General features: G+C 60.4%; 19 protein-coding genes. 7 read left to right on the top strand and 12 right to left on the bottom strand.

The window, feature by feature from the left end; translation table 11 throughout:
- A partial coding sequence (gene betT, locus M9827_RS17975) for a choline transporter BetT (protein WP_250606437.1) occupies window positions 1-1643 on the top strand: 1643 nt, incomplete at its 5' end.
- Window positions 1644-1667: 24 nt separating this feature from the next.
- Here betT and M9827_RS17970 read toward each other — a convergent pair.
- Entirely contained in the window at window positions 1668-1928 is a 261-nt protein-coding gene (locus M9827_RS17970; protein ID WP_150750217.1) for a hypothetical protein, read from the bottom strand.
- 348 nt (window positions 1929-2276) lie between these two features.
- On the opposite strand from M9827_RS17970, the gene M9827_RS17965 reads away from it, so the two are divergent.
- Entirely contained in the window at window positions 2277-2678 is a 402-nt protein-coding gene (locus M9827_RS17965) for a type II toxin-antitoxin system HicB family antitoxin (protein ID WP_250606436.1), read from the top strand.
- Between the two features lie 5 nt (window positions 2679-2683).
- Here the strand turns inward: M9827_RS17965 and M9827_RS17960 are convergent, their stop codons facing one another.
- Window positions 2684-3721: a LacI family DNA-binding transcriptional regulator gene (locus M9827_RS17960; protein WP_250606435.1), complete on the bottom strand. Its 1038-nt coding sequence runs from the start codon at window positions 3719-3721 to the stop codon at window positions 2684-2686.
- Window positions 3722-3926: 205 nt separating this feature from the next.
- Here M9827_RS17960 and M9827_RS17955 point away from each other — a divergent pair, with 205 nt between their 5' ends.
- The 3 genes from M9827_RS17955 (at window position 3927) to mgrA (ending at window position 8578) form a co-directional block, all read left to right on the top strand.
- Window positions 3927-6152 (top strand): TonB-dependent receptor, encoded by a 2226-nt coding sequence (locus tag M9827_RS17955; RefSeq protein WP_250606434.1) that lies wholly within the window; start codon window positions 3927-3929, stop codon window positions 6150-6152.
- A gap of 2 nt (window positions 6153-6154) precedes the next feature.
- Window positions 6155-7474: an LLM class flavin-dependent oxidoreductase gene (locus M9827_RS17950; RefSeq protein WP_250606433.1), complete on the top strand. Its 1320-nt coding sequence runs from the start codon at window positions 6155-6157 to the stop codon at window positions 7472-7474.
- A gap of 66 nt (window positions 7475-7540) precedes the next feature.
- Window positions 7541-8578: an L-glyceraldehyde 3-phosphate reductase gene (gene mgrA / locus M9827_RS17945; RefSeq protein ID WP_123449464.1), complete on the top strand. Its 1038-nt coding sequence runs from the start codon at window positions 7541-7543 to the stop codon at window positions 8576-8578.
- 198 nt (window positions 8579-8776) lie between these two features.
- Here mgrA and tauD read toward each other — a convergent pair whose 3' ends face one another.
- From tauD to M9827_RS17910, 7 genes are all read right to left on the bottom strand, one after another.
- Complete coding sequence (gene tauD / locus M9827_RS17940; protein WP_250606432.1) at window positions 8777-9619, bottom strand: taurine dioxygenase; 843 nt, start codon at window positions 9617-9619, stop codon at window positions 8777-8779.
- Between the two features lie 142 nt (window positions 9620-9761).
- Window positions 9762-10601, bottom strand: coding sequence for a taurine ABC transporter permease TauC (tauC, locus tag M9827_RS17935; protein ID WP_250606431.1), 840 nt, complete (start codon window positions 10599-10601; stop codon window positions 9762-9764).
- Entirely contained in the window at window positions 10598-11392 is a 795-nt protein-coding gene (gene tauB / locus M9827_RS17930; protein ID WP_250606430.1) for a taurine ABC transporter ATP-binding subunit, read from the bottom strand. Before tauB ends, tauC begins: the two co-directional genes overlap by 4 nt.
- 16 nt (window positions 11393-11408) lie before the next feature.
- Window positions 11409-12386, bottom strand: a complete 978-nt coding sequence (tauA, locus tag M9827_RS17925; protein ID WP_150649930.1) for a taurine ABC transporter substrate-binding protein — start codon at window positions 12384-12386, stop codon at window positions 11409-11411.
- Between the two features lie 328 nt (window positions 12387-12714).
- Window positions 12715-14298 (bottom strand): glutamate--cysteine ligase, encoded by a 1584-nt coding sequence (gene gshA / locus M9827_RS17920; protein ID WP_250606429.1) that lies wholly within the window; start codon window positions 14296-14298, stop codon window positions 12715-12717.
- A gap of 213 nt (window positions 14299-14511) precedes the next feature.
- Window positions 14512-14895, bottom strand: a complete 384-nt coding sequence (locus M9827_RS17915) for a PaaI family thioesterase (protein ID WP_250606428.1) — start codon at window positions 14893-14895, stop codon at window positions 14512-14514.
- On the bottom strand, window positions 14895-17219 hold the full coding sequence (locus M9827_RS17910) for a Tex family protein (RefSeq protein WP_250606427.1): 2325 nt from the start codon (window positions 17217-17219) through the stop codon (window positions 14895-14897). Before M9827_RS17910 ends, M9827_RS17915 begins: the two co-directional genes overlap by 1 nt.
- 358 nt (window positions 17220-17577) lie before the next feature.
- Between M9827_RS17910 and ompR the strand changes: the two genes are divergently transcribed.
- Complete coding sequence (gene ompR, locus M9827_RS17905) at window positions 17578-18318, top strand: osmolarity response regulator transcription factor OmpR (protein ID WP_016986271.1); 741 nt, start codon at window positions 17578-17580, stop codon at window positions 18316-18318.
- 112 nt (window positions 18319-18430) lie between these two features.
- Window positions 18431-19744 (top strand): ATP-binding protein, encoded by a 1314-nt coding sequence (locus M9827_RS17900; RefSeq protein ID WP_016986270.1) that lies wholly within the window; start codon window positions 18431-18433, stop codon window positions 19742-19744.
- Between the two features lie 323 nt (window positions 19745-20067).
- Here M9827_RS17900 and rimK read toward each other — a convergent pair whose 3' ends face one another.
- Genes rimK through rimA form a run of 3 tightly spaced genes read right to left on the bottom strand, consistent with a single transcriptional unit; the run spans window position 20068 to window position 22245 of the window.
- The gene (gene rimK, locus M9827_RS17895; RefSeq protein WP_007949201.1) at window positions 20068-20973 is read right to left on the bottom strand and encodes a 30S ribosomal protein S6--L-glutamate ligase; all 906 of its coding nucleotides are present in this window, start codon (window positions 20971-20973) and stop codon (window positions 20068-20070) included.
- Window positions 20970-21449, bottom strand: a complete 480-nt coding sequence (gene rimB, locus M9827_RS17890; RefSeq protein WP_123449456.1) for a retropepsin-like aspartic endopeptidase RimB — start codon at window positions 21447-21449, stop codon at window positions 20970-20972. Before rimB ends, rimK begins: the two co-directional genes overlap by 4 nt.
- A 16-nt stretch (window positions 21450-21465) precedes the next feature.
- The gene (rimA, locus tag M9827_RS17885; protein WP_250606426.1) at window positions 21466-22245 is read right to left on the bottom strand and encodes a S6 modification regulatory phosphodiesterase RimA; all 780 of its coding nucleotides are present in this window, start codon (window positions 22243-22245) and stop codon (window positions 21466-21468) included.
- Between the last annotated feature and the right edge of the window lie 8 nt (window positions 22246-22253).

The following is a 22253-nucleotide window of genomic DNA, read 5'->3' as shown; positions in this document are numbered from 1 at the left end:
CCCATATGCTCCAGCCGCCGCAAGGCGAGGCGGGCACGGCGGATGCGGCCCGTCAGGCGATGCAGATTCTGTTTTTGCACTGGGGCCTGCATGGCTGGGGCGTGTTCGCCTTTGTCGGTATGGCGCTGGCCTACTTCGCTTACCGCCACAATCTGCCGCTGGCCCTGCGCTCGGCGCTGTATCCGCTGATCGGCAAACGCATCAACGGCCCGATCGGTTACGCGGTGGACGGCTTCGGCATCATCGCCACGGTGTTCGGTCTGGGTGCCGACATGGGCTTCGGTGTGCTGCACCTCAACTCCGGCCTCGACTACCTGTTCGGCATCGCTCACACCCAGTGGATTCAGGTCGGCCTGATCACGCTGATGATGGGCGCGGCGATCATCGTGGCCGTCTCCGGGGTCGATAAAGGCGTGCGGGTGATGTCCGACATCAACATGCTGCTGGCCTGTGCGCTGCTGCTGTTTGTGTTGTTCGCCGGTCCCACCCAGCACCTGCTCAACACCCTGATCCAGAACTTGGGCGACTACCTCGGCGCCCTGCCGATGAAGAGTTTTGACCTCTACGCCTACGACAAACCGAGCGACTGGCTTGGTGGCTGGACAGTGTTCTACTGGGCCTGGTGGATTGCGTGGTCGCCGTTCGTGGGCTTGTTCATCGCACGTATTTCTCGTGGCCGGACCATTCGTGAGTTCGTTTTCGGCGTGCTGTTGATCCCGCTCGGTTTCACCCTCGCGTGGATGTCGATCTTCGGCAACAGCGCAATCGATCAGGTACTCAACCACGGCATGAGCGCGCTGGGCATGTCGGCCATCGACAACCCGTCGATGAGCATTTACCTGCTGCTGGAAACCTATCCGTGGAGCAAAACCGTCATCGCCGTGACGGTGTTCATCAGCTTCGTGTTCTTCGTCACCTCTGCCGACTCCGGCACCGTGGTGCTCTCGACGCTGTCGGCCAAGGGCGGCAACCCCGACGAAGACGGGCCGAAATGGCTGCGAGTGTTCTGGGGCGCGATGACGGCGCTGATCACCAGTGCGCTGCTGTTCTCCGGCAGCATCGATGCGCTGAAATCGGCGGTGGTGCTGACGTCTTTGCCGTTCTCGCTGATCTTGCTGTTGATGATGTGGGGCCTGCACAAGGCGTTCTATCTGGAGTCGCAGAAGCAGATCGCGCAATTGCACTCGCTGGCACCGGTCTCCGGTTCACGGCGCGGCACGGGCGGCTGGCGACAGCGTCTGAGCCAGGCTGTGCACTTCCCGTCGCGTGACGAGGTGTACCGCTTCATGGACACCACGGTGCGCCCGGCGATTGAAGAAGTGACGGCGGTGTTCGTCGAGAAAGGCCTCAACGTGGTCACCCAGCCTGATCCGGCGAATGACAGCGTCAGCCTCGAAATTGGCCATGGTGATGCGCATCCGTTCATCTATCAGGTGCAGATGCGCGGCTACTTCACGCCGTCGTTCGCGCGTGGCGGCATGGGTTCCAAGCAACTTAACAATCGCCGCTACTACCGTGCCGAAGTGCATCTGAGCGAGGGCAGTCAGGACTACGATCTGGTCGGCTACACCAAAGAGCAGATCATCAACGACATCCTCGACCAGTACGAACGGCACATGCAATTCCTGCACTTGGTGCGTTGATCGGTGGTTGGGCGCCGGGTCTGCTCAGGACTCGGCGCTCAGCACCATGAACAACACCATCGCCGCCACCGGCACCCCGAACACCGCGCTACCAATGGCTATTTCCGACCCTGCGGACTGGCCGGCATGCACCACCCCCACCGCACCATTAATCACCGTCAATGCCAGCCACAGGGCGGCGAAGCCGTAGGCCATGGTCTGGCGGCTGAAGCCGATGCGTTCGCCGATGTAGAGCATCAGGGCGAGCAGGATCAGACCGAAGAAAATGATGATGGCGGTGTGCATGGCGGGTTCTGCCTGGTGGAGGTGCATTGCCTGAAGGATCGCTTTCGCGAGCAGGCTCGCTCCCACAATGGATCCCGGCTGGACATAAATTTTTATGTCCAAAGGAAATCCCTGTGGGAGCGAGCCTGCTCGCGAAGGGGCCACCTCGGTGTTCTTTAGAGCATAGCCAATCCAGCCTACTGTTCTTTTATCTGACCATTGATAGTTTGTGGCTAGTGCGCGATGTTGATTCGCAGAACAGAGTTAGCTCTCAAATAACGATCAATTTCAGGATGTGTCGTTTGAATTACTCCCCGAGAGTTACGCCTATAGTTGCCGACATTAAATGGCTTGAAGAATGGGTTTCCTATGAAATTCCCGGTCGTTCTGCACAAGGATGCCGACTCAGACTACGGCGTGATCATCCCGGATGTACCGGGGTGCTTCTCTGCGGGCACTACGGTCGCTGAGGCGTTTGAAAATACTCAGGAGGCGCTGGCGCTTCACTATGAGGGTTTGGTCGCCGACGGCGCGCCGTTGCCGCAAGTGCGGGACATTGATGCTCATCTCGATAATCCGGATTACGCGGGAGGGATCTGGGGTGTGGTCGATTTTGATATCACCCCGTATTTCGGTAAGTCAGTGCGTTTTAACGCCACGCTGCCGGAGCAGTTGCTTGAGCGTATTGACCAGACGGTCCGTCGTGACCAGCGCTATCGCTCCCGCTCCGGTTTTCTCGCGGCGGCTGCCTTGCGCGAATTGTCGGTATAGCGAAGTCAGGTGCTTTCGCGCTCTATGACTTGGCACTGCAGCAGGTTGAGTCGTTGCACTTCGTCGCTCGGCAATACCCCAAGGCTTTCCAGTACGCGGGTTGCGGCCAGTACGCCGATCTCCAGTGCCGGTGGTTTGATGGTGCTCAGGCTGGGCAAAAGCATCTCGGCGAACGGGTAATCGCCGAAGCCGAGAACGGCGCAGTCTTCGGGGATTTTCAAACCCGCGCGTTGCCCAGCGAGCAGGCCGCCGGCGGCGAGGTTGTCGTTGGCGAAGATGATTGCATCGGGGCGCGGGGATGCGCTCATCAGGGCGTCCATCGCCTGTTTGCCGGCCTCGAATGGTGCGCGATCAGCGTCGGGGGCGAAGACCCGGGGTTTCAGGCCGGATTCTTTTAAAGTCGCCGCGTAACCATCGCGGCGCTCCAGTGCGCTGAAGTCGCCCGCAGCGCTGTTCTGCACGAAGGCGATACGTTGGTAGCCTTTTTCCAGCAGATACTTCGCCGCCGTTACGCCCACTTCAAAATGCGAAAAACCAATCTGCATTGGCTCGCGATCCGGCTGGTAATCCCAGGTTTCGATCACCGGAACTTCGGCCTCGGCAATCATCTTTTCCGTGCCCGCACTGTGAAAGTGACTGGTCAGCACCAACGCCGCCGGCGACCAGCCGAGAAACGCACGCACGGCGTTTTCTTCTTGTTCAGTGCTGAAGTAACTCGACGCCAGCAACAGTTGATAACCATGTCGACTGAGGGTGTCGCTGAAACCCTGAATGGTGTTGGCGAAGATCGGCCCGGAGATGTTCGGGATGACCATACCGACGATTTTTCCCCGCGCCGAGGCCAGCCCGCCGGCTACCAGATTCGGTACATAGCCCAACTCGGCCACCACCGCCGCAATCCGCTCGCGACGCTCGGGCGAAACCTGCTCCGGCTGATTGAAGTAGCGCGACACGGTGATCGCCGAAACCCCGGCTTGGCGCGCCACGGCATTCAGCGTTACACGTCCGGCGCCACGACGTTTGCGGGGCTTTTCCTGATCCAAGGCTCGATCCCTCTTAAAAACCAAAACGCATATAAAAGTAATTTTTCAGTATTGGACGCTCTATGCCAGGGTTGCCAATACTGTCGATGGTAGCGCTAACAAAGCGCGCTGTCTGCTACTCGCTCGAGCGAATGCCCAAGACACCGATTCAGGCGCTGTCGTCGCAGAACGGCAGCGGTTCAGGGCCAATTTCGAGCGGGCATACATGCACAATATTCCTGGGGCGACACACACACTGGCGCAGTCGATTCGCGCCGCCGGCTGGTTATTCACGGGGTTGGCGGCGCTGCCGTTGCCCACTGCATTCGCTGCCGAGAGCAGTGATCAGGAACCCACTCTCAAATCCGTGACCGTCACCGCCACGCGCCGCGAAGAGTCGTTGCAAAAAGTGCCGGTGGCGGTCTCGGTGATCGACGGCGAACAGCTTGAGCGCGACAACCGCAACGGCGTGGCGAGCATCGTCCAGCAAGTGCCGTCGCTGAATTTCCGCACCGGCGCATCGAACAAGGACACCTCGTTGTTCGTGCGCGGCGTCGGTACGATTTCCACCTCTCCCGGCGTCGAGCCGACCGTGGCGACGGTGATCGACGGCGTGGTCTATGCGCGTCCGGGGCAGTCCACGCTCGACCTGCTGGATCTGGAACGCGTCGAAGTATTGCGTGGCCCGCAAGGCACGCTGTTCGGCAAAAACGCTTCGGCCGGTGTGCTCAACATCACCAGCAAGGCACCGACCGCCGAAACCCACGGCTACATCGATCAGTCGTACTACAGCGGCAACGAAAGCCGCACCCGTTTCGGCATTGGCGGCAGCCTGATTCCGGAGACGTTGAAAGGCTCGATCAGCACGCTGTTTGGCACCTACGACGGTAACGTCGACAACCAGCACAACGGTCAGGAGGTCAACGGCTACAACCATCGCGGCGTGCGCGGCAAACTTGAATTCACGCCGAATGACGACGTCACCTTCACCCTGATTGCCGACTACATGCAGTCCCACGACGACGGCCCCAACGGCGTGGTCAGCAAGTCGCTGACACCGGCCTTCGCCAACGCGCTGAGCCCGGTCAATGCGAGCAGCCACAACCGCGACATCAACACCGACACCCGCAGCCATGTCGAGGACATCAACAAAGGTTTGTCCGGCCAGCTCGATTGGCAACTGGGCGATTACACTCTGACCTCGATCACCGCGTGGCGCGGTTGGGACAACACCCAGTATCAGGATGGCGACCGACTCGGCACCGTGACGGCTGCGTTCCCCGGCACGGCGGACAAGGGCGATCTGGCCTTCGATCAGTACTCGCAGGAACTGCGTCTGGCCTCACCGAAAGGTGAATTCCTTGAATACGTCGGCGGCCTGTTCTACATGCACGGTAAGGATGACGAGACCTATCAGCGCACGCTGACAACGACCACACGCACCGATCGCGGCGTCGCCGATTACAGCACCACCAGCGACAGCTACGCAGCATTCGGCGAGGCCACGCTGAACTTCACCTCGGATTTGCGCGGCATCGCCGGCCTGCGCTACACCCACGATGATCTCGAATACGATCACCGCCGCGTTTCCACTTCGGCGACTACGGTCAGCGGCATTCAACCGGCCACCAGCAGTTCCGGTTCGGTGGACGAAGACGGCTGGTCCGGCCGCCTCGGCGTGCAGTACGACCTGAGCGATACGGTCACCACCTATCTGACCTACTCGCGCGGCTACAAAGGACCGGCCTACAACGTGTTCTTCAACATGCAGCCGCGTGACACCGAAGCGCTCAAACCGGAGACCTCCAACACCTGGGAAGCGGGGATCAAAGCAACCAGCTGGAACAATCGCCTGACCACTAACCTCGCGGTGTTCCACAGCGACTACGACAACTATCAGGCGAACTTCTTTGACACCGTCGCCGGGCAAGTGGTGACGCGCCTGATCAACGCCGGCAGCGTCAGCAGCGAAGGCGTCGAACTCGATTACGCCTTGCAGGCCACCCAACAATTGAAGCTGTCCGGCGCACTGGCCTACACCCGCGCACGCATCGATGAATTCGCCTGCCCGGCGGGCGCGGCGGCGTCGTGCAACGTCAACGGCAAACCGCTGCCGTTCAGCCCGGACTGGAAAAGCTACGTGCGCGCCGACTACAGCATCCCGCTGGATAACGGCCTGGATATCGAACTGGGCACCGACTACAGCTGGCAAAGCGAAGTGCAGTACGACATCAGCCAGAACCCCGACACCAGGCAGGGCGCCTACGGCCTGTGGAACGCCAGCGTCGCCCTGGCCGATTACAGCGATGGCTGGCGCGTCGCGCTGCTGGGCAAGAACCTCACCGACAAGTCCTATTCGCCACTGCTCGCCAGCGGCGGCAATTACATTTATCGCGCCGTGCCTCGGGATGACGAGCGCTACTTCGGTGTGCAACTGCGCAAGGATTTCTGACGATGAGCAGACAGTTGAAACTAGGCGCGTTCCTCATGGCCACCGGGCACCACGTGGCGGCGTGGCGTCATCCTGATGTGCCAGCCAATGCGGGTCTGGATTTCACCCATTACAAGCGACTGGCGCAGATTGCCGAGGCGGCGAAGTTCGATGCGCTGTTTGTCGCTGACAGCGTTGCCGCGCCGACTCAGGACATCGCCAGCCGCATGGCACGTTCCGATCACTTCGAACCGCTGACCTTGCTCTCGGCCTTGAGTGCGGTGACCGAACACATCGGCCTGATCGCCACGGCGACCACCAGTTACAACGAGCCGTACCACGTGGCGCGCAAATTCGCTTCGCTCGATCACCTGTCGGGTGGCCGCGCGGGGTGGAATCTGGTGACGTCGGACAATGCTGCCGAAGCGCTGAATTTCGGTCGTGACGAACACATTGGCCACGCCGAACGCTACAGCCGTGCTCGCGAGTTTCATCAAGTGGTCACCGGGCTTTGGGACAGTTGGGAGGACGACGCTTTTGTGCGCGACAAGGCGAGCGGGGCGTATTACGACCCTGGGAAATTGCATGTGCTGAATCACGCTGGCGAGCACTTCCGGGTCAAAGGCCCGCTGAACCTCGCGCGCTCGCCGCAGGGGCGCCCGGTGATTGTTCAGGCCGGCTCTTCCGAAACCGGGCGCGAACTGGCGGCGCAGACGGCTGAAGTGGTGTTCACCGCGCAGACTTCGTTGGCCGGTGCCCAGGCGTTCTACGCCGACCTCAAGGGACGTCTGCCCAAGTACGGTCGCAGCGCTGACTCGCTGAAAATCATGCCCGGGGTTTTCGTCGTGGTCGGACGCACTGAAGCTGAAGCGCAGAAAAAATGTGAAACGTTTCAGCAATTAGTCGAACCCGAAGTTGGCGTCGCCTTGCTTGGGCGTATGCTGGGCAACTTCGATTTGTCGAAGTACCCGCTGGACGGGCCGCTACCGGAATTGCCGCTGACGGAAAGTGGCCAGCAGAGTCGGCAGAAATTGCTCACTGAGCTGGCCGGGCGGGAGAAGCTGAGCCTTGCCGAACTGGGTCGCAAGATTGCCGGCGGGCGCGGGCATTACAGCCTGGTCGGCACGCCGGAGCAGATCGCTGATCGCTTGCAGCAGTGGTTCGAACAAGGCGCGGCGGACGGCTTCAACGTGCTGGTACCGCACCTGCCGGGCGGGCTCGAAGACTTCGCCAATGGCGTGGTCCCGGAACTGCAACGGCGTGGGCTGTTCAGAACCGAGTATGAGGGCCGGACGTTGCGCCAGAACCTGGGTCTCGCTCGACCCGGCAATAGATTTTTGTAGCGCCCAATCGCTAGCCTGCTAGCGAAGCAGTCGACACCCCATTCAAGACAGACAAGAGAGGATTCGATGACTTACACCGCTGCCGAAAACCGCTACGACTCCATCCCTTACCGCCGCGTCGGCCGCAGCGGTCTGGTGCTGCCGGCGCTGTCGCTGGGCCTGTGGCACAACTTCGGCGACAGCACGCCGATCGACACCCAGCGTGCCTTACTGCGCACCGCGTTCGATCTGGGCATCAACCACTTCGACCTGGCCAACAATTACGGCCCGCCGTACGGCAGCGCCGAGATCAATTTCGGTCGTTTGCTGCGCGAAGATTTCAAGCAATACCGCGATGAGCTGATCATCTCCAGCAAGGCCGGTTGGGACATGTGGCCCGGCCCCTACGGCCAAGGCGGTGGCTCGCGCAAATACGTGCTGGCCAGCCTCGACCAGAGCCTGCAACGCCTCGGTCTGGACTATGTGGATATCTTCTATTCACACCGCTTCGACCCGGACACCCCGCTGGAAGAAACTGCCAGCGCCCTCGCCACTGCGGTGCAACAGGGCAAGGCGTTGTACATCGGTATCTCGTCGTACTCCGGGGTGAAAACCCGTGAGATGGCGGCGCTGCTGAAAGAGTGGAAAGTGCCGTTGCTGATTCATCAGCCGGCGTACAACCTGCTCAATCGCTGGGTGGAAAAGGATTTGCTCGATACCACCGATGAACTCGGCACAGGCGTTATCGCTTTCACCCCGCTGGCGCAAGGTCTGCTCACCGACAAATACCTCAACGGCGTGCCGGCAGATGCGCGGGTCAATCGGCCGGGCGGTGGTTCATTGCAGGCTTCGCACCTGTCCGATGCCAACATCGCTCATGTGCGGGCGCTGAATGAAATCGCCAAGCGTCGTGGTCAAAGCCTGGCGCAACTGGCGCTGGCCTGGACCCTGCGTGATCCACGGGTGACGTCGGCGCTGATCGGCGCGAGCCGGCCGGAGCAGATCATCGAGAACGTCGGGGCGTTGAAGAATCTGAGCTTCAGTGCTGAAGAGCTGGCGGAGATTGACCGGTTTGCCCAAGAGGGCGGGATCAATCTTTGGGAGAAGCCTTCGACGGCGGAGTGAGTCACCCTCACCCCAGCCCTCTCCCAAAGGGAGAGGGAGCCGACCGAGGTGTCTGTAGCCATACATCGACCTGAAATACCGAGTCGATTATGGATTCAGCAAAGCAATATCAGGTCGGCGTACCTCTAAAGCATCCCTCATTCAGTCCCCTCTCTCTCGGGGAGAGGGTTAGGGTGAGGGGCTTTTGCTGTTCAAGGCTCAGCGAAAAAACGGCACATCCCCCAACACCGTCGCCCGCTGCATCACCCGCCGTGCCGGGCGGTAATCGTCTACCGCGTAATGCTGGGTCACGCGGTTATCCCAGAACGCAATATCGTCTTTCTGCCAGCGCCAGCGAATGGTGAATTCCGGCCGCGTCGCTTGGGCGAACAAAAACTTCAGAATCGCCTCGCTCTCGGTGTCCGACAGCTCATTGATCTTTGAGGTGAAGCCTTCATTGACGAACAACGCGCGCCGCCCGCTGACCGGATGTGTACGGATCACCGGGTGCGACAGCGGTGGATTCTTGCGTCGTGCCTCTTCCCACTGCGCCAGCGCTTGCGGTGTGTTGCCATAGCGCTCCAGCGGAAACGAGCGAGTGAAATCGTGAGTCGCGGTCAGCCCTTCAAGCAAGCCTTTCAGCGGCGCCGACAGCGCTTCGTACGCAGCAATGCCGCTGGCCCACAGTGTGTCGCCACCAAATTCCGGCAGCAGCTTGGCACTGAGCACCGCGCCCATCGCCGGGGTCGGCAGGAAGGTCACGTCGGTGTGCCAGATCGCGTTGTCGCGCACGTCGGTGACGGCGGTGTCGAGGATCAGCACTTCCGGTTGCTCCGGTACGTTCGGGTAGATCGGGTGAATGTGCAGATCACCGAAATAGGCGGCGAAGCGCGCCTGTTGCGGCGGCTCGATTGGCTGGTTGCGGAAGAACAACACTTGATACTTGAGCAGCGCCTGCTCGATGGCATCGCGGTGTTCCAGGCTCAGTGGCTGGCTGATGTCGACGCCGCTGATCTGTGCGCCGAGGGCTGAGCTTAACGGGGTGATGTTCAGGCTGCTCATGGTCTTTCTCTTCAATTGCGGTCATCACCCTATGTAGGAGCTGCCGAAGGCTGCGATCTCTTGATCTTGATCTTTTTAAAAACAAGATCAAAAGATCGCAGCCTTCGGCAGCTCCTACACGGGGATTCAAAAACGGGATGCTTTAGTGAGCCTGGCCGTGCCATGGCACCAGTTTGCGCTGCAGGGCGCGCAGGCCCATCTCCATGGCGAAGGCGATCAGAGCGATGACCAGAATCCCCAGCACCACGACATCGGTGACCAGGAACTGCGCGGCCGACTGCACCATGAAGCCCAAACCACTGGTGGCGGCAATCAGTTCGGCCGCAACCAGCGTCGACCAGCCAACCCCCAGACCAATGCGCACGCCGGTGAGAATGTCCGGCAGAGCGCTCGGCAAAATCACATGACGAATCAGCTGCACGCGAGTCGCGCCCAGCGACTGCGCCGCGCGCAATTTTGCTGGATCAACCGTACGCACACCGGTCGCGGTGGCGATGGCAATCGGCGCGAAAATCGCCAGGTAGATCAGCAGCACTTTCGACAACTCGCCGATGCCGCACCAGATCACGATCAGCGGCAAATAGGCCAGCGGTGGAATAGGGCGATAGAACTCGATCAGTGGATCCAGCACGCCACGGGCGATGCGGTTGGCGCCAATGGCAATGCCCACCGGCACGGCGGTCAGAATGGCGAAGCCGAGGCCCAGACCGATACGGCTCAGGCTTGCGCCGAGGTGCTGCCACAAGGTCGAATCCATGTAACCGGTAGTCGCCAGCAACCAGCCTTTTTGCAGCACGGCGGACGGTGGCGGCAGGAACAGCGGTTCGATCAACCCGCTAGCGGTGACCGCCCACCAGATGGCCAACAATGCAAACAACGTCAGCAAGCTGATCCAGCGTGTGCTGAGACTGCGGCGTACGGGAATGACCGTCGAAGCGCTGACCGGTTTTACCGCAGCCGAGGAAACGTCGTAACTGCTCATGCGCGCTCCTGCCGTTGCACGGCGCTGCGTTGCGAGAACACTTTGCTCAGCACGTGCTCGCGGGTTTCGATAAAACGCGGATCGGATTTGATCGCCCGGGCGGACTCGCCAGCGGCATAACGCTGACCGAAATCCAGGTGCAGACGCTCAACGATCTGCCCCGGATTCGGTGCAAGCAAAATCAGGTCAGTGGCGAGGAACACGGCTTCTTCGATGTCGTGGGTAATCAGGAAAACCGGTTTGGCGGTGCGCTGCCAGACTTGCAGCAGCAGCTCCTGCATCTGCTCGCGAGTGAATGCGTCGAGGGCACCGAAAGGCTCATCCATCAGCAATACACGCGGGTCGGCGGCGAGGGCGCGGGCGAGGCCAACACGTTGTTTCTGGCCCCCGGAGAGTTGCCAGATACGACGGCTTTCGAAACCGGAGAGATCAACCAGCGCGAGCATTTCACGGGCGATCTTTTCGCGTTTGTCCCTGGCGACACCGGCCAGTTCCAGACCGAACGCAACGTTGGCCAACACGTCCTGCCAAGGCAGCAGAGCGTCGTCCTGGAACACCACGCCACGTTCGGCGCCCGGACCTTTGACCGGCACACCGTCGAGGGTGATGCGCCCGGCGCTCGGTCCGACGAAACCGGCAATCAGGTTCAACAGCGAAGTCTTGCCACTGCCGGACGGGCCGAGGGCCACCAGCAATTGCTGAGGCCCCAGGGTCAGAGAAATATCCGCCAGCACCGGTGTCGGGCTGCCCGGGTACTGTGCGCTGATGCGCTCCAGCTGTAGCAAGGCCATCGCGGTTAACTCCCGATCAGTTAGTGATGTATTTGGCGCTGACGTACGGCGCGTAGTCCGGCAGAACGGCTTCGACCTTGCCTTGTTCCTTGAGGAACGCAGCGGTGTCGGTGATGGCTTTGGTGGTCGGCGCGCCGAGGGTGACGACCTGATCCGCCGCCAGCGGGTAGACGTTGCCTTGCAGCAACAGCGGAATGTCGCTGGCCTTGGCGCCGGAGAGTTTCACCAGTTTGTCGACGTTGGCTTGATCGGCGAGCCAGGCCTTCGGGTCTTTGCGGTAATCGGCGTAGGCGTCGAGGGTGACCTTGGCGAACGCGGTGACGATTTCCGGATGTTTCTCGGCGAAGTCCTTGCGCACGATCCACGCATCAAAGGTCGGCGCGCCAAACTTGGCCAGTTCGCCGGAAGTGATCAGCACTTTGCCGTTTTCCTTCGCCACGCCGAGCGCCGGATCCCATACGTAAGTGGCGTCAATGTCGCCACGTTTCCACGCGGCAATGATCGCTGGCGGGGCGAGGTTGAGCACGGTGACTTTCGAAGGGTCGATGTTCCAGTGCTTCAGCGCGGCCAGCAGGCTGTAGTGACCGGTGGATACGAACGGTACGGCGATTTTCTTGCCGATCAGATCTTGCGGAGTCTTGATGCCGGAACCGTCGCGCGCGACCAGTGCTTCGGCGGCGCCGATCTGGGTGGCGATGAGGAAGGTTTCCACCGGGACTTTACGGGTGATCGCAGCGGTCAAAGGGCTCGAGCCGAGGTAGCCGATCTGCACATCACCGGAAGCGATGGCGGCGATGATGTCGGCGCCGTTGTCGAACTTGCGCCAGGCGATGTCGGCTTTGGTGGCTTTTTCGTAAGCGCCGTCGGCTTGGGCAACTTTCGCCGGGTCAACGGTGGTTTGGTAGGCGACGGTGAGGTCGGCGGCCTGGGCCAGAAAACTCGCGGCAGCCAGAGAGGCCACGGCCAGCAGGCGAAGCGGGAAATTCAGTTTCATTGAACAGCTCCATATCAGGCGACCGAGCGTCGGCGTGAAAGGAGACTAAATGATCTAAGAATCGGTAAATAAATAACTTTTTAGAATGAGCTTATGAGCGGAAAAATCTAAGGCGCGGGGGATTGTGGATATTTCGGATCTTGCGTTCGACGTTAGATCTTTGCCCCCTCACCCCAGCCCTCTCCCCCAGGGGGGCGAGGGGGAAAGGGGGCCGATCTCTGTGCTTTTCAAGGCCTGAGTTCGGCTCGGTATTTCAGGTCGGCGTAACTTTCATGAGCACCTGAATCAGTCCCCTCTCCCTCCGGGAGAGGGCTAGGGTGAGGGGCTTTTAATTGCTGATCGCCAAAATACTCGCCTGATAGGAACCGACGAACACGTCGAAATCCCCAACCTCGTTCTGCTCCAGCTCAGCCTGCGCTGCCAGCGACGAACGCGCGAGCTCCTCAAACTTCGCCTGCTCATCCGCCGCCAGTGGCTCGCTACGGAAAAACTCGGCATGGGCCTGGCTCTGTCGCAGCGAGAACTGCGCAAAGCTTTCCTTGTGCTCAGCCATCGCCGCCAGCACTTGCGCCGAAGGTGTCAGGGACGGATCGCTGACCTTGGCCAGTTGCGCGTCCAGCGCCTTGCTGTGGGCATCGCCGCCATGGCTCTGATCCAACAGCGCCGCCAGCGGAGCGATTTGCTCCAGCAGTTCGGCTGCCCAGGTCTTCATCTCGACCGCTTCACCGTCACGCTGCAATTGCAGGCCCGGGCGACGACCTTCCTTGACCACGCTGAGGAAGTTCGACGTCGCGTTGCCGCATGAGGTATTGGTCAGCAACGGGCTGTCGTTCAGCGCGCAATACAGCAGGAAGGCGTCAAGGAAGCGCGACTCGGTGAGGTCGATGCCCATCGGCAGGAACGGGTTGATGTCCAGGCAACGCACTTCAACGTACTGAATGCCACGGGCCACCAACGCCTGAATCGGCCGCTCGCCGGTATAGGTCACGCGTTTCGGGCGGATGTTGGAGTAGTACTCGTTTTCGATCTGCAGGATGTTGGTGTTGAGCTGAACCCACTCGCCATCCTTGTGAGTGCCGACTTCCACGTATGGGGCGTATGGCGTGGCCACGGCTTTGCGCAGGCTATCGGTGTAGCTCGACAGATCGTTGTAGCACGGCGTCAGACCGGCCTGGGCGTTGCTCTGGTAACCGAGGTCGCTCATGCGCAGGCTGGTGGCGTACGGCAGGTACAGCGTGTCGGGATCCAGTTGTTCCAGCTGATGCGAACGGCCGCGCAGGAAACCGGCGTCGAGCGCCGGGGAGGCACCGAACAGGTACATCAGCAGCCAGCTGTAGCGGCGGAAATTACGGATCAGGGCGATATAGGACGTCGACTGGAAATCGCGGTCGGTGCCGACGAAACCTTCGGCTTCCTTCAGCAGTGGCCAGAGCTTTTCCGGCAGGGAGAAATTGTAGTGAATCCCGGCGATGCACTGCATGGTCTTGCCGTAACGCAGGGCCAGGCCCTTGCGATAGACGTACTTGAGTTGACCGATGTTGGAGGTGCCGTAATAGGCGATCGGGATGTCTTCCTCGGCCGGCAACGGGCACGGCATCGATGGACTCCACAGGTACTCGTTGCCGAGCTTGCTGTAGGCAAAGCGGTGAATCTTGTCCAGGCTCGCCAACGTGTCGGCCGGATCCGGCAGGGCGGGCGTGATGAATTCCAGCAGCGACTCGGAGTAGTCGGTGGTGATCTGTTCGTTGGTCAGCGCGGAACCCAAGGTTTCGGGGTGCGGCGTTTGCGCCAGGCGACCTTCGCTGGTCACGCGCAGGCATTCACGTTCGATACCGTGCAGGCACCGCTCGAGCAGAGAGAGGTTAGCGCGCTCGCCGAGCAGAGCCAGGCGGCGGTTGAGAAGTTCGCTCAATTTGGATTCCTTCACGCGTCAGTCGCCCCAATATGGGGGTGGGCAAGACGGTCTACAAGGGTGAAGTTGAAACTGGCGTTTTCGCCTGGTTTTTGAGCCACAACGGCCCGTGTCGATTGCCAACTTCACTCCTTGAATCTGGCTATTGCGCGCACGGAAAAGTTCGACGCCGCAGACGCAGCGCCGAAATTAACTCAAATTGATAACGACAAGCTACAGGACAGCGAACGTGCCTTGCGCTTTTGCGACCAGTTTGTCGCCCTGCATCACGTCGGCTTCGACCACCAAAGTACGTCGGCCCGGGTGAATCACCCGTGCCGTGCACATGACCTCACCGTCGGAAACGGCGCGGATATAGTTGATCTTGCACTCGATGGTCGCGCTCTGTTGATCGAAACCGTGGGTGCTGGAACAGGCCAGCCCCATGGCGATGTCGACCAGACTGAACAGCGCGCCGCCGTGCAATTTGCCGCCGCGATTGCGCAGTTCCGGTTCCAGCGCCAGGGCGACTTGCGCCACCCCGGTTTCCAGGCTGTGCAGGCGGCAGCCCAACAGCTTGAAAAACGCGCTCTCGACGAGCCCGGCCGGAATCTCCATCAGCGTTTCTTCAACTGCTTGGCGTTGGCGAACAGCGAGGCCATCGCATTGTTCACTGGCGCTGCTGTCGCGGTTTCCTTGCGCGGCGCGTTGTTCGAAGGCTGGCGCTGGGCCGAGCCCGGACGCGAGCCACGGGCGCCGTCGATTTTCTCGCCCGGGGTGTCGCCCATGCGCATCGACAGACCGACGCGTTTGCGCGGGATGTCGACTTCCATGACCTTCACTTTCACCACGTCACCGGCCTTCACCGCTTCACGCGGATCCTTGATGAACTTCTCCGACAGCGCCGAGATGTGCACCAGACCGTCCTGATGCACGCCGATGTCGACGAATGCGCCGAACGCGGTCACGTTGGTGACGACGCCTTCGAGGATCATCCCCAATTGCAGGTCTTTCAGATCTTCAACGCCTTCCTGGAACTCGGCGGTCTTGAACTCCGGACGTGGATCGCGGCCCGGTTTTTCCAGTTCCTGAAGGATGTCGGTTACGGTCGGCAGACCGAAGGTTTCGTCGGTGAATTTCTTCGGATCCAGACGCTTGAGGAACGCGGCATCGCCGATCAGCGAGCGAATGTCACGGTCGGTTTCAGCGGCGATGCGCTGCACCAACGGATAGGCTTCCGGGTGAACGGCCGACGAATCCAGCGGGTTGTCGCCGTTCATCACGCGCAAGAAACCGGCGGCCTGTTCAAAGGTTTTTTCGCCCAGGCGTGCGACTTTCTTCAGTGCCGCGCGGGTTTTGAACGCGCCGTGTTCGTCGCGGTGCGTGACGATGTTCTGCGCCAGCGTTGCGTTGAGACCGGAGATACGGGCCAGCAGCGCCACCGAAGCGGTGTTCACGTCTACACCGACGGCGTTCACGCAGTCCTCGACTACAGCGTCCAGACCGCGCGCCAGTTTCAGTTGCGAGACGTCGTGCTGGTACTGGCCGACACCGATGGATTTCGGATCGATCTTCACCAGCTCGGCCAGCGGATCCTGCAGGCGGCGGGCAATCGATACCGCGCCACGGATCGACACGTCCAGATCCGGGAATTCCTTGGCTGCCAGTTCCGACGCCGAGTACACCGATGCACCGGCCTCGGAGACCATGACTTTGGTCATCTTCATCGCTGGGTATTTTTTGATTAGCTCGATCGCCAGTTTGTCGGTTTCGCGGCTGGCGGTGCCGTTGCCGATGGCGATCAGGTCAACCGAGTGCTTGGCGCACAGGGCGGCCAGAATGGCGATGGTCTGATCCCACTTGTTGTGCGGCACGTGCGGGTAAACCGTGGCGTGATCCAGCAGTTTGCCAGTCGAGTCGACCACAGCGACTTTGCAACCGGTACGCAGGCCCGGGTCGAGACCCAGCGTCGCGCGCGGGCCGGCCGGGGCGGCCAGCAGCAAGTCGTGCAGGTTGTGCGCGAAGACGTTGATCGCCTCGGTTTCGGCGCCGTCACGCAGCTCGCCGAGCAGGTCGGTTTCCAGGTGGGTGTAGAGCTTGACCTTCCACGTCCAGCGCACCACTTCACCGAGCCACTTGTCGGCCGGGCGGTTCTGGTTCTGGATGCCGAATTGCTGGCCGATCATGCCTTCGCACGGGTGCATGGTGCCCGGCAGTTCGTCGCCGACTTTCAGCGCGGAGCTGAGAATGCCTTCGTTGCGGCCACGGAAAATCGCCAATGCGCGGTGCGATGGCATGCTTTTCAGCGGCTCGTCGTGTTCGAAGTAATCACGGAACTTGGCGCCTTCCTCTTCCTTGCCAGCGATAACGCGGGCACTGAGGGTCGCTTCCTGTTTCAGGTAGTTACGCAGTTTCTCCAGCAGGCTAGCGTCTTCGGCGAAGCGTTCCATCAGGATGTACTTGGCGCCTTCGAGCGCAGCCTTCACGTCGGCCACGCCTTTTTCGGCATCGACGAAGCGTGCGGCTTCGGTTTCCGGGGTCAGGTTCGGGTCGTTGAACAGACCGTCGGCCAGGTCGCCGAGGCCGGCTTCCAGGGCGATCTGGCCCTTGGTGCGGCGCTTCTGCTTGTACGGCAGGTACAAGTCTTCGAGGCGGGTCTTGGTGTCAGCAAGTTTGATGTCGCGCTCAAGGGCAGGGGTGAGTTTGCCTTGCTCCTCAATGCTGGCGAGGATGCTGATGCGCCGTTCGTCGAGTTCTCGCAGGTAGCGTAGGCGCTCTTCCAGGTGACGCAACTGGGTGTCATCGAGGCTGCCGGTGACTTCTTTCCGGTAACGGGCGATGAAGGGAACGGTAGAGCCTTCATCGAGTAGCGCGACGGCCGCTTCGACCTGTTGTGGGCGTACACCGAGTTCCTCGGCAATGCGGCTGTTGATGCTGTCCATAAAACCACCTGACATATTGTGAAAGCAGGCTCGCAGGCACGGAAATAAAGGCCCGGAGTCTGGTTGAGCGGCTAGAAAATTGCCGCTGCCTGGGTCAAAAGGCAGCCCATTGACCCGTGAAATCGAACAATTACTGCGCGCGGTGGGAAAAAAAGCCTGCCACCTGCGGTAACGATTCAGACGTTGCCTGGCACAAAACGCCGCGCATTATAACCAGCGTTCTGTCATTCGGGGGCGTTGCAGTCTGTAGGCATAAACCCCGGTTTTCTGGCAGTGAAGGAAAAATCTGCTAACAATGCACACGGTGCGTATAACGGCAGCTACGCCATAATGCGCGCCGAGCTAAAAGGAGCATCCAATGAGCAGCACTGCACAAACTGCTGAAGGCGAAAAAATTCTCATCGTTGACGACGATCCGGGCCTGAGCAGCCTGCTGGAACGTTTTTTCGTCAGCAAGGGCTACCGAGCCCGTACCGTACCGAATACCGAGCAGATGGATCGTCTGCTGTCGCGTGAGGTTTTCAATCTGGTCGTTCTCGACCTGATGCTGCCTGGCGAAGATGGTCTGACCGCTTGCCGCCGCCTGCGGGCTGCGAACAATCAGATCCCGATCATCATGCTCACCGCCAAGGGCGATGAGATGAGCCGCATCAAAGGCCTGGAGCTGGGCGCCGACGATTATCTGGCCAAGCCGTTCAACCCGGACGAGCTGATGGCGCGGGTCAAAGCGGTTCTGCGTCGTCAGGCTGCACCGGTGCCGGGCGCCCCGGGCAGCGAAGACGAGAACGTCACCTTCGGTGATTACGTCTTGTCGCTGGCCACCCGCGAACTGAAACGCGGCGACGAGGTGCACATGCTCACCACCGGTGAGTTTGCGGTACTCAAGGCCCTGGTGATGAACGCGCGTCAGCCACTGACCCGTGACAAGCTGATGAATCTGGCCCGTGGCCGCGAGTGGGATGCCCTGGAGCGTTCCATCGATGTGCAGATTTCCCGTCTGCGCCGCATGATCGAGCCTGATCCGTCGAAGCCGCGCTATATCCAGACTGTCTGGGGCGTGGGCTACGTGTTTGTACCCGATGGTGCCGCCACCAAGTGATCGGTGATTTGTAGGAGCGAGTCTGCAGGTTAGGTCGAAGGGCCATGGCCGCAGACTCGCAATCCGCAATATGCGAGCATTGCTCGCTCCTGCAAGTGTGTAGCGGTTATAGATGAAAACCCCCGTCTGGTTCCCCCAAAGTTTTTTCTCCCGCACCCTCTGGCTGGTGCTTATCGTCGTGCTGTTTTCCAAGGCGCTGACCCTGGTTTATCTGTTGATGAACGAGGACGTGCTGGTGGACCGCCAATACAGCCACGGCGTCGCCCTGACGCTGCGAGCCTATTGGGCTGCCGATGAAGAAAACCGCGCGAAGATCGCTGATGCCGCGACCCTGATTCGGGTCGTGGGCGCCGGCGTGCCGGAAGGCGAACAGCACTGGCCGTACAGCGAAATCTACCAGCGGCAGATGCAGGCGGAACTGGGCGCCGACACCGAAGTGCGTTTACGCATGCACTCGCCGCCGGCGTTGTGGGTGCGTGCGCCCAGCCTCGGCGATGGTTGGCTGAAAGTACCGCTGTATCCGCACCCGTTGCGTGGCCAGAAAATCTGGAACGTGCTCGGCTGGTTCCTCGCCATCGGCCTGCTGTCGACGGCGTCGGCGTGGATTTTCGTCAGTCAGCTCAACCAGCCGTTGAAACGCTTGGTCTATGCCGCCCGGCAGCTCGGTCAGGGTCGCAGCGTGCGGCTGCCGATCAGCGACACGCCAAGCGAGATGACCGAGGTCTATCGCGCGTTCAACCAGATGGCCGAAGACGTCGAGCAGGCTGGACGCGAACGCGAGTTGATGCTGGCCGGCGTGTCCCATGACTTGCGCACACCATTGACCCGCTTGCGCCTGTCGCTGGAGTTGATGGGTGACCGCAACGACCTGACCGACGACATGGTGCGCGACATCGAAGACATGGACGCGATCCTCGACCAGTTCCTCGCGTTTATTCGCGATGGTCGCGACGAATCAGTGGAAGAGGTGGATCTGACTGATCTGGTGCGCGAGGTCGCAGCGCCGTACAACCAGAATGAAGAGAAAGTGCGTTTGCGTCTTGAGCCGATCCAGCCGTTTCCGCTGCGTCGGGTCTCGATGAAACGCTTGCTCAACAACCTGATCGGCAACGCCTTGAACCATGCCGGTGGCAGCGTTGAGGTCGCCGCTTATGTGTCCGGTGACGTCAGTGCGCCGTATGTGGTGTTGAGCGTGATGGACCGTGGCGCAGGGATTGATCCTTCGGAGCTGGAGGCAATTTTCAATCCGTTCACCCGAGGCGATCGCGCCCGGGGTGGCAAGGGCACTGGCCTGGGCCTGGCGATCGTGAAGCGGATTGCTTCGATGCACGGCGGCAATGTTGAACTGCGCAATCGGTCCGGGGGTGGATTGGAAGCGCGAGTCAGGTTGCCGTTGGGGTTGATGTTGCCTCGGGATGCCGTTTAAAACATAAAACCCTCACCCCAGCCCTCTCCCAGAGGGAGAGGGGGCCAGCCGAGGTGTCTGGCGCCATACATCGACCTGAAATTCCGAGTCGATTACGGATTCGGTACAGCAAGATCAGGTCGGCGTATCTCTTAATCATCCCCCTATCTGCTCCCTCTCCCAGAGGGAGCAGACCGAGGTGTCTGGCGTCTACGTCGACCTGAAATTCCGAGGCGATTGTGAATGCGGCACAGCAGGATCAGGTCGGCGTATCTTTTAAGCATCCCCCTATCAGTCCCCTCTCCCTATGGGAGGGTTAGGGTGAGGGGCTCTTGCTCTTCGCTCTAGCCCTTGCCTTTGGTCCGGGTCATGTTCGGCCCGCCATTCTTCTCAAGATGCTCGATGATGATCCCGGCCACGTTCTTGCCCGTGGTGGTCTCGATCCCTTCCAGTCCCGGTGACGAGTTCACTTCCATCACCAATGGCCCGTGATTGGAACGCAGGATGTCCACACCCGCTACGGCCAGGCCCATGACCTTGGCGGCGCGCAATGCGGTCATGCGTTCTTCCGGGGTGATCTTGATCAGGCTGGCGCTGCCGCCACGATGCAGGTTGGAGCGGAACTCCCCCGGCTTGGCCTGACGCTTCATCGCGGCGATGACTTTGTCGCCCACCACGAAGCAACGAATATCCGCACCGCCCGCTTCCTTGATGTATTCCTGAACCATGATGTTCTGCTTCAGGCCCATGAACGCCTCGATCACCGACTCTGCCGCCGTGGCGGTTTCGCACAACACCACGCCGATGCCCTGAGTGCCTTCCAGCACCTTGATCACCAGTGGTGCGCCGTTGACCATGTCGATCAGGTCGGGAATGTCATCCGGCGAGTGAGCAAAACCGGTGACCGGCAGACCGATGCCGCGACGCGACAGCAGTTGCAGTGAACGCAGCTTGTCCCGCGAACGGGCGATGGCCACCGATTCGTTGAGCGGGAATACCCCCATCATTTCAAACTGGCGCAACACCGCGCAGCCGTAGAACGTCACCGACGCGCCGATCCGCGGAATCACCGCATCGAAGCCTTCCAGCGGTTTGCCGCGATAGTGGATCTGCGGCTTGTGGCTGGCGATGTTCATGTAGGCGCGCAAGGTGTCGATCACTACCATTTCATGCCCGCGCTCGGTTCCGGCTTCGACCAGACGGCGGGTGGAATACAGACGCGGGTTTCGCGACAGCACAGCGATCTTCATGCAACACCTGTGGAAGAGGTAGATACCGGGAACACCGGCTTGTCTTGTACATACTTGATACCCGGATTGACCACCAACTGGCCATCGATCAGGGCTTTGGAACCGAGCAACAGGCGATAGCGCATGGACTTGCGGCAGGCGAGGGTGAACTCGACCGGCCAGACCCGATCACCCAAAGCCAGGGTGGTGCTGATCACGTAGCGCTCCTGGGCATGGCCGTTGGAGCTTTTGATGGTTTTGCGCGTCACCAGCGGCGCTTCGCAACGCCGGTGACGTAACTGCACCACCGTGCCCAGGTGCGCGGTGAAGCGCACCCACTTCTCGCCGTCACGCTCGAACGGCTCGATGTCAGTGGCATGCAGGCTGGAGGTGCTGGCGCCGGTGTCGATTTTCGCTCGCAGGCCTGCGACTCCCAGATCAGGGAGCGCCACCCACTCGCGCAGACCGACAACGGTCAAATGGTCAAATGTCTTCAATAGGAAAAACCAACGATTAACGCGTCCAGGCCTCAGCTGAAACCGGGGCCAACGCTTTGAATGCAGGCTTGGCGAACCAGTAGCCCTGCATCAGAAATATTCCACAGTCCGCCAGGAAGTCCCGTTCACCGGCGCTCTCGATGCCTTCGGCAATGACTGTAACGTCCAACTCCGCACAGATTGTGACAATCCCCCGGACGATCACCTGACGGACACGGTCTTGGTCGACATTCCGGATCAGCGCCATGTCGAGTTTGATCAGGTCCGGTTGGAAATCGGCCAGCAGATTGAGCCCCGAATGACCGGCACCGAAATCGTCGATGGCGGTCTTGAAGCCGAATTCGCGGTATTCACGCAGAATATTGGTCAAATGGCGATAGTTATCTACGTGCTCGCTTTCCAGTGTTTCAAAAATCAGTCGGTCGAGCGGGAAACAGTGTTTTTTTGCCGCCTCGAGCGTACTGCGAATGCACAGCTCTGGACGATAGACGGCGTTGGGCATGAAGTTGATCGACAAGTGTGTCTGCATATTAAGATCGGCCGCGCCTTTGATGGCGCGGGTCCGGCAGAGCTGGTCGAAACGGTAGCGGTTTTCTTCTGTAACCTGATTCAACACAGTGAATGCGCCTTCACCGCTCACCCCACGGACCAGCGCTTCATGGGCGAAAACCGACTGGTCGCGCAGATCGACAATAGGTTGGTAGGCAAAGTCAAAATCGAAGCCCAACGGTTCACTGTGCTGGCAGCCCTGGCAACCGGTGTGGGTCGAGGTTAATGAAGACGGAAATTTTGTCACTCGAACAC

Source organism: Pseudomonas sp. AKS31, from assembly GCF_023634765.1.
In the GTDB taxonomy this organism is placed as follows: Bacteria; Pseudomonadota; Gammaproteobacteria; order Pseudomonadales; family Pseudomonadaceae; genus Aquipseudomonas.
Note: the sequence above shows the minus strand (reverse complement) of the source record. Positions and strands in the feature narration are given on the sequence as shown.

Coding starts and splice junctions, on each gene's coding strand:
- M9827_RS17970 (WP_150750217.1), bottom strand. CDS start 1,928: ATGCACACCGCCATCATCATTTTCTTCGGTCTGATCCTGCTCGCCCTG.
- M9827_RS17965 (WP_250606436.1), top strand. CDS start 2,277: ATGAAATTCCCGGTCGTTCTGCACAAGGATGCCGACTCAGACTACGGC.
- M9827_RS17955 (WP_250606434.1), top strand. CDS start 3,927: ATGCACAATATTCCTGGGGCGACACACACACTGGCGCAGTCGATTCGC.
- M9827_RS17950 (WP_250606433.1), top strand. CDS start 6,155: ATGAGCAGACAGTTGAAACTAGGCGCGTTCCTCATGGCCACCGGGCAC.
- mgrA (WP_123449464.1), top strand. CDS start 7,541: ATGACTTACACCGCTGCCGAAAACCGCTACGACTCCATCCCTTACCGC.
- tauD (WP_250606432.1), bottom strand. CDS start 9,619: ATGAGCAGCCTGAACATCACCCCGTTAAGCTCAGCCCTCGGCGCACAG.
- tauC (WP_250606431.1), bottom strand. CDS start 10,601: ATGAGCAGTTACGACGTTTCCTCGGCTGCGGTAAAACCGGTCAGCGCT.
- tauB (WP_250606430.1), bottom strand. CDS start 11,392: ATGGCCTTGCTACAGCTGGAGCGCATCAGCGCACAGTACCCGGGCAGC.
- tauA (WP_150649930.1), bottom strand. CDS start 12,386: ATGAAACTGAATTTCCCGCTTCGCCTGCTGGCCGTGGCCTCTCTGGCT.
- M9827_RS17915 (WP_250606428.1), bottom strand. CDS start 14,895: ATGGAGATTCCGGCCGGGCTCGTCGAGAGCGCGTTTTTCAAGCTGTTG.
- M9827_RS17910 (WP_250606427.1), bottom strand. CDS start 17,219: ATGGACAGCATCAACAGCCGCATTGCCGAGGAACTCGGTGTACGCCCA.
- ompR (WP_016986271.1), top strand. CDS start 17,578: ATGAGCAGCACTGCACAAACTGCTGAAGGCGAAAAAATTCTCATCGTT.
- M9827_RS17900 (WP_016986270.1), top strand. CDS start 18,431: ATGAAAACCCCCGTCTGGTTCCCCCAAAGTTTTTTCTCCCGCACCCTC.
- rimK (WP_007949201.1), bottom strand. CDS start 20,973: ATGAAGATCGCTGTGCTGTCGCGAAACCCGCGTCTGTATTCCACCCGC.